Source organism: Mycobacterium sp. URHB0044 (assembly GCF_000620625.1).
Lineage (GTDB): Bacteria > Actinomycetota > Actinomycetes > Mycobacteriales > Mycobacteriaceae > Mycobacterium.
Map to the genome: position 1 here is coordinate 89,830 of NZ_JIAW01000003.1, position 15,149 is coordinate 104,978.

The 15,149-nt window shown below is 66.9% G+C and carries 16 protein-coding genes; 6 read left to right on the forward strand and 10 right to left on the reverse strand.

The window, feature by feature from the left end:
• Nucleotides 1–19 precede the first annotated feature (19 nt).
• From N536_RS0107210 to pdxH, 7 genes are all read right to left on the reverse strand, one after another.
• Entirely contained in the window at nt 20–439 is a 420-nt protein-coding gene (locus N536_RS0107210) for a MarR family winged helix-turn-helix transcriptional regulator (RefSeq protein WP_029113003.1), read from the reverse strand.
• A complete protein-coding gene (locus N536_RS0107215) occupies nt 429–1,862 on the reverse strand; it encodes an MFS transporter (RefSeq protein WP_036435818.1) in 1,434 nt (477 codons plus the stop codon). The genes N536_RS0107210 and N536_RS0107215 overlap by 11 nt, the downstream gene beginning before the upstream one ends.
• Before the next feature lie 89 nt (nt 1,863–1,951).
• A complete protein-coding gene (locus tag N536_RS0107220; RefSeq protein WP_029113005.1) occupies nt 1,952–3,259 on the reverse strand; it encodes a citrate synthase in 1,308 nt (435 codons plus the stop codon).
• A gap of 63 nt (nt 3,260–3,322) precedes the next feature.
• A complete protein-coding gene (locus N536_RS37640) occupies nt 3,323–4,048 on the reverse strand; it encodes a TetR/AcrR family transcriptional regulator (RefSeq protein WP_051574303.1) in 726 nt (241 codons plus the stop codon).
• Nucleotides 4,041–4,718 (reverse strand): TetR/AcrR family transcriptional regulator, encoded by a 678-nt coding sequence (locus tag N536_RS37645; protein ID WP_064751524.1) that lies wholly within the window; start codon nt 4,716–4,718, stop codon nt 4,041–4,043. Before N536_RS37645 ends, N536_RS37640 begins: the two co-directional genes overlap by 8 nt.
• Nucleotides 4,719–4,752: 34 nt before the next feature.
• Entirely contained in the window at nt 4,753–6,024 is a 1,272-nt protein-coding gene (locus N536_RS0107235) for an MFS transporter (protein ID WP_029113006.1), read from the reverse strand.
• Between the two features lie 3 nt (nt 6,025–6,027).
• Nucleotides 6,028–6,690, reverse strand: coding sequence for a pyridoxamine 5'-phosphate oxidase (gene pdxH / locus N536_RS0107240; RefSeq protein WP_029113007.1), 663 nt, complete (start codon nt 6,688–6,690; stop codon nt 6,028–6,030).
• 84 nt (nt 6,691–6,774) lie between these two features.
• Between pdxH and N536_RS0107245 the strand changes: the two genes are divergently transcribed.
• Nucleotides 6,775–7,911, forward strand: coding sequence for a citrate synthase 2 (locus N536_RS0107245; protein ID WP_029113008.1), 1,137 nt, complete (start codon nt 6,775–6,777; stop codon nt 7,909–7,911).
• Nucleotides 7,908–8,516 carry a maleylpyruvate isomerase family mycothiol-dependent enzyme gene (locus N536_RS0107250; RefSeq protein WP_029113009.1) on the forward strand — a complete coding sequence of 203 codons (609 nt, stop codon included), beginning with the start codon at nt 7,908–7,910 and terminating at the stop codon, nt 8,514–8,516. Before N536_RS0107245 ends, N536_RS0107250 begins: the two co-directional genes overlap by 4 nt.
• On the opposite strand, the gene N536_RS37650 is transcribed toward N536_RS0107250, so the two are convergent.
• On the reverse strand, nt 8,447–9,883 hold the full coding sequence (locus tag N536_RS37650; RefSeq protein WP_064751525.1) for a cytochrome P450: 1,437 nt from the start codon (nt 9,881–9,883) through the stop codon (nt 8,447–8,449). The two genes, N536_RS0107250 and N536_RS37650, sit on opposite strands and share 70 nt — an antisense overlap.
• Before the next feature lie 128 nt (nt 9,884–10,011).
• Between N536_RS37650 and N536_RS0107260 the strand changes: the two genes are divergently transcribed.
• A complete protein-coding gene (locus tag N536_RS0107260) occupies nt 10,012–10,473 on the forward strand; it encodes a VOC family protein (protein ID WP_029113010.1) in 462 nt (153 codons plus the stop codon).
• A 9-nt stretch (nt 10,474–10,482) separates the two neighbouring features.
• On the opposite strand, the gene N536_RS37655 is transcribed toward N536_RS0107260, so the two are convergent.
• Together N536_RS37655 and eccA are read right to left on the reverse strand one after the other, a co-directional pair.
• Nucleotides 10,483–11,586 (reverse strand): MinD/ParA family protein, encoded by a 1,104-nt coding sequence (locus N536_RS37655; RefSeq protein WP_064751526.1) that lies wholly within the window; start codon nt 11,584–11,586, stop codon nt 10,483–10,485.
• Nucleotides 11,587–11,600: 14 nt separating this feature from the next.
• On the reverse strand, nt 11,601–13,418 hold the full coding sequence (gene eccA / locus N536_RS0107270; protein WP_029113011.1) for a type VII secretion AAA-ATPase EccA: 1,818 nt from the start codon (nt 13,416–13,418) through the stop codon (nt 11,601–11,603).
• 186 nt (nt 13,419–13,604) lie between these two features.
• Between eccA and N536_RS0107275 the strand changes: the two genes are divergently transcribed.
• The 3 genes from N536_RS0107275 (at nt 13,605) to N536_RS0107285 (ending at nt 15,076) form a co-directional block, all read left to right on the forward strand.
• Nucleotides 13,605–13,928 carry a hypothetical protein gene (locus N536_RS0107275; protein ID WP_029113012.1) on the forward strand — a complete coding sequence of 108 codons (324 nt, stop codon included), beginning with the start codon at nt 13,605–13,607 and terminating at the stop codon, nt 13,926–13,928.
• Nucleotides 13,925–14,281 (forward strand): YbaB/EbfC family nucleoid-associated protein, encoded by a 357-nt coding sequence (locus tag N536_RS37660; protein WP_036435727.1) that lies wholly within the window; start codon nt 13,925–13,927, stop codon nt 14,279–14,281. The genes N536_RS0107275 and N536_RS37660 overlap by 4 nt, the downstream gene beginning before the upstream one ends.
• A 510-nt stretch (nt 14,282–14,791) precedes the next feature.
• A complete protein-coding gene (locus N536_RS0107285; protein ID WP_051574304.1) occupies nt 14,792–15,076 on the forward strand; it encodes a hypothetical protein in 285 nt (94 codons plus the stop codon).
• Nucleotides 15,077–15,149 lie beyond the last annotated feature (73 nt).

Here is a 15,149-nt window from a genome sequence, read left to right on the forward strand (position 1 = left end):
TTGACGATATCGTCGATAGCTAACCGGCGCCCAGCTTGGCCAGGATGGCTTCGAGCGCCCGCAGTTCGGGCTCGCTCAGTGCGGTGAACGCGCGCGGTGCCGGATCGTCGACTTCATCGATGCGTGCCACCATCTTGCGGCCCTCGTCGGTCAGCGAAACCAACTTGCAGCGCCGGTTCGACGGGTCCGCGGTACGCACGATCAGGCCACGGTCCTCGAGGTCGTTCAACGCCACGGTGGTTGCGGGCGCGTCCATGGTGGCTGCTTCGGCGATCTGCTTGGCCGTCATGGACCGTCGCGCCAGCCTGCGCAGTACCCGCACGCGGCTGAACGGCAACCCGCTGGTCTCGATGACGTCGCGCTTCCAGGCGTCGCGGTTGTCGAACACCACGGCGGCCATCGCGCGCCAGACCTCGTCGGCGCGAGGGTTATCCGACACGTGTCCCCTCCTTGACCGGCGTGCCGGCGATCAACGGCGCCACGCGCTGAGCAGACCGTACCGCCCGCGCCGACGTCGATAGCAGGGCCAGTGCGAACACGACGATGCCGAGGCCGGCGCAAACGAACCACAGCGGCCTGGCGGCCGTCGCGAAGTCAGACCCGCTGTGCGACAGCGCAGCGCCTGCGACCGAACCACACAGCGCCACACCGATGCTCACGCCGATCTGCCGGCTGGTGGAGGTCACCGCCGATGCGGCGCCCGCACGGTCCAGCGGCATGCCGCTGACGGCGGCGTTGGTGAGGGGCGCGTTGACCATCGAAAAGCCGATGCCGAACACCGCGAAGATGGCGAGCAGGCCCCACACCGGGGTCGTCGCCGTCAAGAACGTCAGCAGCACTCCCGAGGCCGTGATGAGCGTCCCCGCGATCAACAACGACGGGCGGGCCCCGTAGCGGCCGACCATTCGTCCGGACAGCGGCGAGAACAACAACGCACCGATGGCGATCGGCAGATAGATCAGGCCGGTGTGCATGGCGCTGAAGTGCCGCTCCGACTGCAGGTAGATCGACATCATGAAGAGGAAGGCACCCCAGCCCGCGAACGCGCACACCGCGGTCAGCGTCGCCGACGCGAACGGGATGCTGCGGAAGAAGCGCAGGTCGATGAACGGATCGTGGCGCCGGGACTCGTAGCGCAGGAAGGCTGCGAACGCCACCAACGCGAGGACCGCGACGGCGATGACCCGAGGGCTGCTCCAGCCGAAGCCGGGACCTTCGATGAGCGTGAAGACGACGCCGAACAGGAACAGCACGGCGAGCGCCTGCCCGATCGGATCGATGTTGCGCATGGTCAGCGACTTCGTCTCGGGCACGAAGATCGCCGTCAACAGAACGGCGACCGCGCAGATCGGCAGGTTGATCCAGAACACGGCGCGCCAGCTGATCAGTTCGATCAGCAGGCCACCGACCACCGGCCCCAGCGCCATCGAGATCCCGACCACCGCACCCCAGAAGCCCAGCGCGCGGGCCCGCTCGACGCGACCGGTGAAGACCTGCGAAATGATCGACAGTGCAACGGGATTCAGCATCGAGCCGCCCACGGCCTGCAGGAAGCGGGCGCCGATCAGTGCCTCGATGTTGGGAGCCAGACTGCACATCAGCGACCCGAGCGCGAAGACGACGAGGCCGATCTGGAAGACCCGCCTGCGACCAAACCGGTCTCCCGTCGCGCCGGACAGCATCAGCAACGAGGCGAGCACCAGCGTGTAGACGTCGACCACCCACTGCAGTTGCGATGGCGATGCGCCCAGGTCCTCCCGGATGTTCGGGATCGCGACGTTGACGATGGTGGCGTCCATCGACACGATGAGCAGGCTCAGGCAGCAGGACATCAGGACGATGACCTTGCGCCGCGGCGTCAGCGTGCCAATGGTTTCATTCACACAACCATTGTGAAACTACAACTATCTAGATCACAAGCGGGTGTGGCCCATCAGACACACTGGAGGGACTAGCTGCGGCCGTCGATGTCGGCGTAGTCGCGCTCGGTGTAGCCGGTGTAGATCTGGCGCGGGCGGCCGATCTTGCTGTCACCCTCGTCGTGCATCTCCCGCCAGTGTGCAATCCAGCCGGGCAGGCGGCCCAGCGCGAACAACACGGTGAACATCCGGGTCGGGAAGCCCATCGCGCGGTAGATCACGCCGGTGTAGAAGTCGACGTTCGGGTAGAGCTTGCGCTCGACGAAGTAGTCGTCGGTGAGCGCGACCTCTTCGAGTGCCTTGGCGATGTCCAGCAGCTCGTCGGCGACGCCGAGCTTGCCGAGGATCTTGTCGGCCTGCTCCTTGACGATGCGTGCCCGCGGGTCGTAGTTCTTGTACACGCGGTGCCCGAAGCCCATCAGCTTCACGCCGTCCTCGCGGTTCTTCACCTTCTTGACGAAGCTCTGGACGTCCGATTCCTGCGTGCGGATCTTCTCGAGCATCTCGAGCACCGCCTGGTTGGCGCCACCGTGCAGCGGACCCCACAGCGCATTGATGCCACCCGAGATCGAGGTGAACAGGTTGGCCTGCGACGAGCCGACCAGCCGCACCGTCGACGTCGAGCAGTTCTGCTCGTGGTCGGCGTGCAGGATCAGCAGCATGTCGAGCGCGCGGACCATCTCCGGGTCGACCTCGTACGGCTCGGCGGGGAAGCCGAACGTCATCCGCAGGAAGTTCTCGACCAGCGTCAGCGAGTTGTCCGGGTAGAGGAACGGCTGGCCGACCGACTTCTTGTATGCGTACGCGGCGATGGTGGGCAGCTTCGCGAGCAGGCGGATGGTCGACAGCTCGACCTGCTCGTTGTCCAGCGGGTCCAGCGAGTCCTGGTAGTACGCCGACAGCGCGTTGACCGCGCTGGACAGCACCGGCATCGGGTGGGCGTTGCGCGGGAAGCCGTCGAAGAAGCGCTTGAGGTCCTCGTGCAGCAGGGTGTGCCGCTGAATCTGGGTGGTGAACTTCTCCAGCTGCTCGGTGGTCGGCAGCTCGCCGTAGATCAACAGGTAGCTGACCTCGATGAAGGTCGACTTCTCCGCCAGCTGGTCGATCGGGAAGCCGCGGTAGCGCAGGATGCCCGCGTCGCCGTCGATGTAGGTGATCGCGCTCTTCGTCGACGCGGTGTTGACGAATCCGCCGTCGAACGTGGTGTATCCGGTCTTGGCCAGCAGCGAGCCGAGAGCGATGCCATCGGATCCCTCCGACGCATGCACGACCTCCAGGTCGATCTCGCCCCCCGGGTACTGGAGCTTCGCGACCTCGTCGGGACGGGAGTTGTCGGGCACTTTAACCCCTTCTGCGGTTAGTCGACCGGAACAAAGCGGTCCGTCACTAGTGGAAGGTAGTCGCTATCGAGTTGGCGCGCTTGCGGGGGGTTGGCAGCTGGCGTCCACGGCCCGCTCGGCTCCATTCCGACCTTGATTCCCATCTTGATTCGGACCTTGACTCCAGGGCGACCACGACCGGCGAAACAGCTCGAAGTGCGCGCACAACCGCTCGCAGACGATCTTCGGTGCGATCGGTTCGTTGCCGGGCTGCCCGAGCCCGGCGAACGACGTCGCGAACAACGCCGTCCACGTATCGGCGATCATCTGCACCGCCGGATGGTCGCGGGGCAGCCCCATCCGTCTGCTCATCACCGTGGTCGACGCGTTCTCCGAGAGCCCCTGCTGATGGGTGAACGCCGAGGCCTTGAACGACGTGGACGAGTTGACGATCTGGATCATCACCGCCATTGCCCGAAAGGCCGCCGTCTCGTAGGTCAGCTCCGGGGCGAACACCTCGAGATGTGCGGCGAGAAGTGCCTCGTATTCGTTGATGTCGAGTGGCTGCTGCTCGAGTGCCGCGGCGATGTAGGTGTCCATCTCATCGGCGATGGCGGCGACGACGGCGTCCTTCGTCGCGAAGTACCGGCTGAAGGTCCGCGGCGACACGTCCGCGGCGGCGGCGATCTGGTCGACGGTGGTCTTGTCGAACCCTTGCCGCAGACACAGGTCGGCCGCCGCGTCGATCAGCGTCGCGCGCGTCCGCAGCTTCTTTCGTTCCCGCAGACCAGAGGCCGAGACGTCAGACATACACCGGCTCGTAGTCGGCGACGGCTACGGCGGCCGGTAGGTCGGCGGCGAAGAGCGCCACGTGCGCGAAGGCCTCGTTGAGGCGATCGACCATGACGGTCGGGCCGAGCTGAATGGTGTCGGTGTCGGCGATGAGGTCGCCGCAGGCGGTCACGATCGTCGAGGAGAAGACGGCTCCGACCAGTCGTCGGCGCCGGTCGTCGACCTCGACGCCCATCCGTTTGGCCAAGATCGCCTCGGAGGCCTCGTGCCGGTACTCGAAGGCCGCTCTGCGCAGCGCATCGGAGGCATTGATCACCCGCAACATCAGGATGACCCGCTCGGTGGTCAGGCGCCCGACCTGCCCGCTCGAGACGCGCGTCAGGATAGCCACGTTCGCCTGCCGCAAGGCCTCGAGGGGTCCGACGTTCCACGGCACCGCCTCCAGCGCGATGGCGACCTCGTGGGAGTAGTCCTCGATGAGGGTGAGGAAGACCGCGTCCTTGGTGGCGAAGTACCGGCTGAAGGTGCGCGGTGAGACGTCGGCTGCCGCGGCGATCTGCTCGACGGTGGTGGTGTCGTAGCCGTTGCGCAGGCACAACTCGATGGCCGCGTCGACGAGCGTGGCGCGGGTCCGTTGCTTCTTGCGTTCGCGCAATCCGGGGACGGCATCCTCCGCGCGTTCAGCCACGCGCGAGATATTAACTCTCCTACCTTTGAAAAACTTAAGTCGTTAGACCCGTTACGCGATACCGGACGAATGCGGGAACAGCCAACGCGGCGATGGCGACACCCACGACGACCAGCAGGCCTCCGCCCGCGGCCGCCACCGTGGTGCCCACCGCGGCGGCCGCCGCACCGTGCACTGCGTCCGCCAGACGCGGACCACCCGCCACGACGACGGTGAACACGCCCTGCAACCGGCCGCGCAGCTCGTCGGACGCCGCCTCCTGCAGGATCGTCGACCGGAACGCTGCCGACACCATGTCGGCAGCGCCTCCGATAGCCAGAAACGCCAACGCAATCCACAGCCAGGTCCGCGCCGTTCCGTGGGCGAGCCCGCTGGCAGTACCGAATCCGGCCATCGCCAGCCCCCACACGACGATGGCGAGCACCACCGCGAGGCCCTGTCTTCGGATCCTCGGCAGCCACCCGGAGAACACCCCGCCCACCACGGCTCCGACGGCCATCGCCGCCGCGAGCAGGGCCATCGTGGTTCCGCCCTCGATCGGCCCGCCGAAGCTCTGGTGCGCCATTTCGGGGAAGAGCGCCCGCGGCATGCCCAGGATCATCGCGATCAGGTCGACGACGAACGACATCAGCACCACCCGGTTGCCCGCGAGATACCGGAATCCGTCGAGTACTGCCGAGAACCCCCAGCGATTGGTGACCTGCGGCGCCGTGGCCGGCATCGGCGCGAGCCGGAACGTCGCCCAGATCGGCACCAGACACGTGATGGCGTCGATCAGGTACAGCGTGGAGAGGTCCACCCAGCGCAGCATCACCCCGGCCATGAGCGGTCCCACGATGGCGCCGAACTGATACACCGTCATGTTGAGCGAGTTGGCCGCGGGCAACTGGTCGCCGGGAAGCATCCGCGGGATGGCGGCCGACCGGGTCGGCGAGTTGACCGCGTAGAACGCCTGCTGGAACGACAGCAGGCACAGCACCACCCACACGTTGTTCACCGCAAAGGCCGACTGCAGCCACAGCAGCACGGACGCCACCGCCAGCCCGCAGGAGGTGATGATCAGCAGCAGCCTGCGATCCATCGCGTCGGCCCAGGCGCCGCCCCACAACCCGAACACGATGAGCGGAACGAGGGCGAAGATGCCCGCCAGCCCGACGTAGGCCGAGTTCTGCGTCAGCGCGTAGAGCTGTACCGGCACCGCGAAGATCGTCAGGTTGCCGCCGATGACGGTGACGATGCCTGCCAGCCACAGCCGGCGGAAGTCGAGCGTCCGCAGCGGTGTGGTGTCGGCGAAGAGCCTAGCCACTCTTTACGGCTGGAGCCGCTCGACGCGGCCCTCTGTCACGCGAATCCTGTTGTGCACCCGGTTCTCCCGGCCCTGCCAGAACTCGACGACCTCGGGCGCAATGAGGTAGCCGCCCCAGTTCGGGGGCACCGGCACGGCGTCGAGATCGGCGAACCTCGCGGTGACGTCGGCCAGCTGCTCGAGCAGTGCCTCCCGGGAGGCGATCGGACAGGACTGCTGCGACGCCCACGCTCCGAGCTGTGAGCCGCGCGGGCGCTTGGACCAGTAGTCGGCGGTGGCCTCCGCGGACGCCTTGGTCACGGGGCCGCGGACGTGGACCTGGCGGCCCAGCGCGTACCACGGGAACGTCGCCGAGGCGTATGGCGTCGCGGCGAGTTGCTCGCCCTTGTCGGAGTCGTAATTGGTGAAGAACGTGATGCCGGTTTCGTCCACGTTCTTGCACAACACCGTGCGGGTGACGGGCCTTCCCGCTGCGTCGACGGTGCCGACGACCATGGCGTTCGGCTCGGCGACGCCCGCCTCGTGCGCGTCGGTCAACCATCTGCGCAGCAACGCAATCCAGCCGTCGTCCAGCCAGTCGGCGTCGAGGTTGGGGCTGCCGTCCTTCTCCACCGAGCCGTACTCGACCCGCATCCGCGCCAGTGGTTGATCTTCCGAATCCGTCATCGGGGTCGACGCTACGCCCCGCGTTCGCCCACTTGTTACCGACCGGTATCGGGTGCGCCGGCGCGTGGTGCAAGAATCTGGCACATGACTGGCAAGTCCGCCGTACCCGACGACTTCGTCGAGGGCCTCGAAGGCGTCGTAGCCTTCACCACCGAAATCGCGGAACCCGACAAGGACGGCGGCGCCCTTCGCTACCGCGGCGTCGACATCGAGGATTTGGTCATCCAGCGCGTCACGTTTGGCGACGTGTGGGCCCTTCTGGTCGACGGCAGGTTCGGCCACGGGTTGCCGCCCGCCGAGCCCTTCCCGCTGCCCATCCACAGCGGCGACGTCCGGGTCGACGTCCAGGCGGGCCTCGCGATGCTCGCCCCGATCTGGGGGTTCTCCCCGATCCTCGACATCGACGAAGCCACGGCCCGCGACCAACTGGCCCGTGCCTCGGTGATGGCGCTTTCGTACGTGGCGCAGTCCGCCCGCGGCATCCACCAGCCCGCCGTCCCGCAGCGCACCATCGACGAATGCACCACCGTGACAGAGCGTTTCATGACGCGCTGGCAGGGTGATCCCGACCCGCGGCACGTGGAGGCCATCGACGCCTACTGGGTGAGCGCGGCCGAACACGGCATGAACGCGTCCACCTTCACCGCGCGCGTGATCACCTCCACCGGTGCCGACGTGGCCGCCGCGCTGTCGGGGGCGGTCGGTGCGATGAGCGGTCCCCTGCACGGCGGCGCGCCGGCCCGCGTGTTGCCGATGATCGAAGAGGTCGAGCGCAACGGCGACGCCCGCGCCGTGGTCAAGGACATCCTCGACCGCAAGGACAAGCTCATGGGCTTCGGGCACCGGGTGTACCGGGCCGAGGACCCCCGCGCCCGGGTGCTGCGCGCCACCGCCGAGCGACTGCATGCGCCGCGCTTCGAGGTGGCCGCCGCACTCGAACAGGCCGCACTCGCCGAACTGCGGGAACGGCGGCCCGACCGCGCGATCGAGACCAACGTCGAGTTCTGGGCGGCCGTCATGCTGGACTTCGCGGGCGTCCCGCCGAAGATGATGCCCGCCATGTTCACCTGCGGCCGCACGGCGGGCTGGTGCGCGCACATCCTCGAACAGAAGCGGCTCGGCAAGCTCGTGCGTCCGTCGGCGATCTACGTCGGACCGGAGCCCCGCAGTCCGGAGTCGGTCGACGGCTGGAACGAGATCACGGTGCCGTCCGGATCGTGAGCGCGGCCCTATTCGCTTCTGCCGCAAGGGCATTCGCGGCGCTGGTGCACGACATTCCGGCGACGAAGTGGGACGGTCCTGGGCTTGGCGAATGGGACCTGCGGTCGCTCGTCGGCCACACGTCACGGTCGTTGATCACCGTCAGCGCCTATCTGCAGACCACCGCCGAACGCGAAGACCTGGCCGGCGCCGTCGAATACTACGTGTACGCAAGGGATTTCGCCTCCAACGCGGGTACGGAGGCGATCGTCGAGCGTGGCCGCCAGGCGGGGCGGGACCTGGGCGAGGATCCCGCGGCCGCCGTCGACCACCTGCTCGCAGGTGCACTCGACGATCTGAGCGGCGCGGGCGACCCCTTGATCACCGTGATCGGCGGCGTCGGCATGAGGTTGAGCGGCTACCTGCCGACGCGGACGTTCGAGTTGGCCGTACACGGCTTCGACATCGCACGGGTCACGGGTCTGACCTTCGCGCCGCCCGAGGACGTGCTGGCCGATGCCGCCGCGTTGGCGGCGCGCATCGGCGTGGCCTTCGGTCAGGGTGAGACGGTGTTGTCGGCGCTCACCGGCCGGGCGGCACTGCCCGAGGCGTTCTCCGTCGTCTGACCGGTAGGCCTCGACACCCGCGCCATCACCGGCGCCGAGGCCACCAGGGTGAACGGCGCTGCCATCGGGAACTCGGGGTCGGCCGAGCGGATGTCGGTGCGCCGCACGACCGTAGCCAGCGCCAGGGCCAGTTCCAACATGGCGAAGTGGTCGCCGACACAGGTCCGCGGGCCCGCGCCGAACGGAAGGTACTGCCAGCGGTCCATGGACTTGGCCACCTCGGGGCGGAACCTCTCCGGATCGAACGCCGTGGCGTCCTCCCACAGCGACGGATCGCGCTGGAGCGCGTAGATGCCGACCACCACCATCGTGCCCGCCTCCACCCGGTACCCGTCGACGTCGATGTCCTGCATCACCAACCGGGCCGACGCGGCGCCGGGAGGGCACAGGCGCAGCGCCTCGTGCAGCACCTGCACCGTGTAGCCGAGATTGGCGACGTCGTCGGGCCCGAGTTCGCGGTCGCCGACGGCCGCCGCTTCGGCCCGCACGCGTTCCTGCATCTCCGGATGGCGTCCGAGTTGCCACAGCGCGTAGGCCAGCGTGGTCGCGGTGGTGTCGTGCCCGGCGCCCATGAAGACGATGAGCTCGTCGCGAATCTCCTCGTCGGTCAAACCCCTTCCAGTTTCCGGGTCGGTGGCGGCGATCAGCGCGCGCACCAGTGGAGCGTCGCGGTCGGGGTCCTCCCTGACGGCCCGAAGCACGTCGGCGGCGAGGTCGCGCAGGGTGGCGCTGGCCGCGTACGCCCGTCTGCGTGCACGTGTCGGCACCCAGCCGGGCAACCGCACCGGCGCCGCGGTGCGATCGGCGACGTGCTGAAGCATCACCCGCAGCGGTTCGGCGATGCGGTCGGACTGCGCGTCGAGGTCGATGCCGAGCACCGATCTACCCAGCGCCCGAAGCGTCAACTTCCTGCACTCGGCGTCGAGATCGACGTCGCCTCCGTCGGGCCAGCTTTCGGCGATGCCGTCGGCCGCCTGGGCCATGTGGCCGCCGTACCCGCGCACGTGCTTCTTGGTGAAGAGTGGTTGCAGCAGCCGACGCCGGGGCAGCCACTCGTCGTGCGGGACGTCGAACAGATTGGGGCCGATGAGGCTGCGCATCTCGGTGTGCGTACGCGTCCGCTCGGTGATGGCGTCCGACCTACCGAGGACGTCGTGAGCACCCTGCGGCGACGTCGTCACCACGATGACGGGTGCCAGCCACTTCGGTGCCAGCTTGATCCGCGTCACCGGGCCCCCTGCGTCGCGCAGGACTTCCGGTCCGCTGTGGAACATGCGAAGCGCCTTGATCTGTTGCCGCAGCGGCATGGGGTTCCGCGGGGCCAGCGGTAGCGCGTCGAGCACCGTCTCGCGAGTGTTCTCGGTCATTCCCGCAGCGTGGCGACTGCGACGACGGTTGCCTAGGGTAGTCGGCTACTCGAATCTCGAACCGCGATGATTATTCGGCCGCCGCGCAGTCGATACCTGTACGTTCCCGCACACCGAAGGAGACCTCCATGGCCAGTTCAGATCAAATCCAGGTTCAGCCTCTCGTTGCACCGCACCTCGTGGTGGACGACGCGGCCGCGGCCATTGACTTCTACGTGAAGGCGCTCGGCGCCACGGAACTCGGCCGGGTGCCACAACCGGACGGCCGACTCATCCACGCCGCACTGAACGTCAACGGGTCGATGATCATGCTCAACGACGACTTCCCCGAGTACAACGACGGCAAGTCGACGACGCCCAAGGCGTTGGGCGGAACGCCCGTCACCATTCATCTGCAGGTCACCGATGTCGAGGCGGCATTTAAACGCGCCGTCGACGCGGGCGCCACGATCGTCATGCCGTTGGAGGACCAGTTCTGGGGCGACCGCTACGGCATGATCCGCGACCCGTTCGGGCATCAGTGGTCGCTCGGCCAGCCGATGCGCGAGGTCAGCCCGGAGGAGATCCAGAAGGCGATGCAGCAGGGGTAGCCTGCCCGCCTACATCCGCGAGAACCGGTCCGGGGCGCTCGTGCTGAACAGACTGTTGGCGATCGTGCCGGCAAGCTGTAGGAAGGCCTGCCGGGTTTGGCGGCTGAACAGTTCGGGGTTGATCTCCGAACCCTCCGCGAGGTGATCGTCGAACGGGATCATGTGCAGCGCGTGCACCCGCGGCAGGAAATTGCTGGCCAAGCGGTTCATGTCCAGTCCGAGTGGGCCCGGCTGCGACGCGCAGACCACCACCGTGGCCCCCGGGATGAGACGCGAATAGCCGTTGTGTTCAAGCCAATCCAGGGTGGCGAGCGCACTGCGCGCAGAATCGACCGCCGGCGACGCGACGATGACGATGGCATCGGCCTCGGCCAGCACCCCAGCCATGGCGGAGTGGACCAACCCGGTGCCGCAGTCGGTCAGAACGATGTCGTAGAACCGTTCCAGCACGCGGAGCACACCGCGAAAGTCCGCTTCCGAGAACACTTCCGACGTCGCGGGGTCACGCTCCGATGCCAGGATCTCCAACCTGCTCGCGCCCTGCGAGGTGTGTCGACGCATATCGGAGTACCGAACGATGTTGTCATCGAGCAGCACGTCGCGCACCGTCGAATCGGTCTCGTCGGGCCCGCGTTGGGCCAACGTGCCGAAGTCGGGATTCGCGTCCACCGCGATGACCCTGTCACCGCGCATCGCCGCCAGGGTGGCACCAAGACCGACCGTCGTGGTGGTCTTGCCGACGCCACCCTTCTGCGACAGCACCGCGATGCTGATGGGGCCGCGCACGGGCCGGTTGACGCGGTCGATGAGCGCCCTGCGGTTCGTTTCCTTGGCCGATTCGCCGAGATTGAGCCCCGTGGCCCGGTATACGGCCCTGCGCCACCCGGACTTCGGCGCCCGTCGAACACGGATCAGCCCAAGCTCGCTGTTCGTCGGCGCCAGTGCCCGAGGGGCATTCGGGGCGGCGCTGGTGAACGGCGTCGGAGTCGAGGTGTGCATCGGGGGCGTGTCGTGACCGTCCGGGGGCAGTGCCAGTCGACGCATCGGCACGGTGTCGTCGTCGCGCAGGGCTCGTGCGGGACCGCCCACCGACGAGTCATTGATCCGGGTCACGTCGCTTGTCCTCGTCAGTTCGGAGTTAGCATGCCGAGCACCTGCTTGAGCGCTGCCTGCATGTCGGGAAGTTCGATGCGCATCAGCGCAGCCTCGTCCAGATCCTGCAGGTTCGAGCCATGGCTTTCACTCAGGCGGTATTCGCGTTCTTCCTCCGCCGCCTCGATCACGTTGCGCACGAAGCGCCCGTTGCCGACCAGGTCGATGTGGGGCCGCAGCTGCCCCGATGCGTCAGGCGCCTCACCCTGGCACAGGACGGTGCACGTCGCGACGAGTTCTTCGTAGGCGGACTCCGACAGTTCGGAGTCGCGGGTTCGGGCGATCAGGCGCCCGATGTCGCCCAACTCCGGCGCGTTGTAGGAGGAGAACCGAATCCGTTTGGAGAAGCGGGAAGCCAGACCTTCGTTGGACATCAGGAACCGGTCGATCTCCGCGTCGTAGCCGGCGATGATCACGACGAGGCGGTCCCTGTCGTTCTCCATCCTGGCGAGCAACGTGTCCACCGCTTCCCTGCCGAAGGCGTCACCACCGGACAGTCCGGTCTGGATCAGCGTGTACGCCTCGTCGATGAACAACACCCCGTCCATCGCCGAGTCGATGAGCGCGGTGGTCTTGATCGCGGTGCTACCGAGATGTTGTCCGACGAAGTCGTGGCGTTTGACCTCGACGACCGACGGGGTCCGCAGCAGCCCTAGCCCACAGTAGGTTTGGGCCACGACGCGCGCGATGGTGGTCTTGCCGGTTCCGGGCGGACCGGTGAACGCCAAGTGCAGGCTGCGCGCAGCCGCGTTGAGACCCTTGTCGCCGCGCACCTTCGCCAGCATCGCAGCCGACTTCAGCTTGGCGACTTGCATTTTGACCTCCGACAGGCCGATCTGCCGGTCCAATTCCTGCTGCGCGGCCCGCAGGTACTCGTTGCCACGTTCGGACAGGTCGTCGCCGAGGAGGTCCTCGGCACTAGGGGCGCTCGCCGGATCCCACCGATCGACGCGAGATTCGATCATCTCCTTGCTCGTCACGATCAGGCGGAACTTCGGGTCCGCCAACGCCGCGGCGTTCGCCTCGAATCCCGGTTCCTCGCTGTAGATCCGCTCGAAGATGACGCGGGCCTCCTGCTCATTGCCCATCTCGCGCAACGTCAGGCCCTTGCAGAACTCGGCCGCCCGCCGTGCCGCCGGAATCGGACCATCGACCGCCTGGTCCAGCCTGCGGATCCCCTCGCCGAACAGACCCATCTGCGCACACGCCGACCCCACCATCAGGTGGGCGCCCGCCGCGATGTACTCGTCGGTGAACGACGCAGAATCGCTCAGCGCAGTCAGCACGTCGGTCCAGCGCTGGGTGGTGAAGTGCAGGACCCCACGGATGTAGGCGCAAATCTGTTTGGACGCGGCGTCGTCGTCGCGCATCGTCGCCCGCAAGGTGTCCAGCTCGTCGAGGACCTGCTCGGCCTCGTCGTAGTCCTTGGCGGTAATCATGCTGGCCGCGTAGGCAAGCCACATTTCGGTCTTCGTGCTCAGCGGGTAGTCCAGGTACAGCCCGGTTTGAAATCGCCCACTCAGCGAGCGCGGGGGCAGTCCCAGCCGCCGCTGCTCACGTAGGTACGAGATCGTGCTGGTTCTGTACAGGTGATAGATGACCTCCGGACTGGCGTCACCCGCCGCGGCACGGCCCAACCATGCATCGCACATGTCGGGGTCGTACTCGGTGGCGCGCTTGAAGGCGAGCGCCGCGTACTGCACGTCGCGCTCGGTCTCCATCCCGTCGATGGGAACGCCAAGCGACAACACGCCCGCGTCGAACACCCTCTGGGCGTCACTGGTGCGCGTCATCGGTGACGACCTGTCTCCTCAATGCTGATCCGATCAGAAATGCGCGGTCAATACCAATGATTCGCACACTACTTCCGTCCGGGAAGGCAGCGAACGGATGCCCGCGATTGTACTAAGTTCGAAGGCTCTGACATGCCGCCGTTCGTCGAACTCGCTCGGAGCGCCCAGTCGCAAGGAGGCAAACGCATGACGCAGCAGCAGCCGGTGCAATCCCGGCGCGGCACCATATCGGTGCTCACCACCGAGCGCGGGCTTCCTCTCGCGCTGCGGCTCGACCCACTCGAACTGAAGAAGTCGCCGGACCAACTCGCGGGCGACATCCTGGCGCTCTGCCGGCTCTCGGCGGCAAGAGCCCAGGTCACCCGTCGTCGTGACCTGGTCGAAAAGGGTTTCAGCGCAGCGGTTGTCCGCGGTCTGCCGCTGGCCACCGAGGACGATCTGGTCAGGGCGGAAGAAGAGGTCCTCGGCGACGAGGACGACTTGCCGACGAGTTGGACGCGGTCGGTATGACCGGCCTGGCGGATTCCCTGGTCGCTCGCATCGCCAAGCAACGTGACCTGGTGGCCGCGATGAACGATCACTGCAATTCCATTTCGGCGCGAGTGATCAGCCGCGACAGAAACGTCAGTGTCGAAGTCGACGGCTACGGCGCGATGACCGGGCTGTGGTTGGGGCCCAGCGCCCACAAGCTCGGTGCCGACGCGTTGGCCAAGCTCATCGTCGAGACGGCGCAGGCCGCCGCCGGCGTGGCGACCGAACGCCACCGCTATCTCTCCGAGGAATTCACCAGCCGCCTGGACGAGCTACGACAGGAGCCCCTAACCCGTTGGGACGGGACGACATTCGAACCGACCCCCAGCTGACGTAGCCATGTTTGGGGGCGCGCGCTTGCCGACGTTGCGGCGAGTGCGCATCGGCGCAGGTCGTGGCGGTGAAGGTACGTTGCGAACGTCGGTTCATGACGTTTGCCCTACCTCTCATCAACTTCAGAGTGGGGCAACGCCTTTCGCCCCGGATCCCCGGGCTTGGTTACGAGCGCGGAAATACCGCCCGACACGTTAGCCAACCAAAGGAAAAGCAGTGACCGCACATTCGCCCATCGCGCGGCCCGCGATTCACCGACCCGGCAAAACGGGCAAAGCCCGTCGCTTCACCACTCCGCCCGTTTCTCGAGGTAGTTGGTCGGCTTACCGGACGTTCGTCGTAGGACGGCGATTTGCTCAGCAATTTGACTGCTCGTCAATTATTCCATCGTCAATATCGGGTTTCGAAATGCGGCCGAAAAGAGTTAGCTGCGACCGACATTGGCCGCTATAGTTTTCGTGTCTGCCGCAGACGGAGCTCGGGCACCGAGCCGGGAGGGTATTGACACAATGGGTGAGGTTTTTGCCGCAGTGCCGGACGGCATGGCGGCGTTTTCCGCGGCCAACGAGGCCGCCTCCGCAGCCATAACGGCCGCGGGCTCTGCCGATTCTGCTGCGATGCTCAACACCGCCGCAGCCGCCCTCGGGCCGATCGGTGCGACGTACTTGATGGCGTATGGCCCTGCGCAGTCAAACAATTTGGCCGCCACACTGCTCGTCGGCGGGGTGCACGCCGGTGTCAGCGCCGGCACCGATGCCTCCCAGTCCGCCATCACCGCCGCCGACAGCGCCTGACCCGGCGGTATCGATGGCCGCCCTCCCGCCTCCACCTCCAGGTAATCCGACGGGTCAGCTAGCTCAGTCCGTG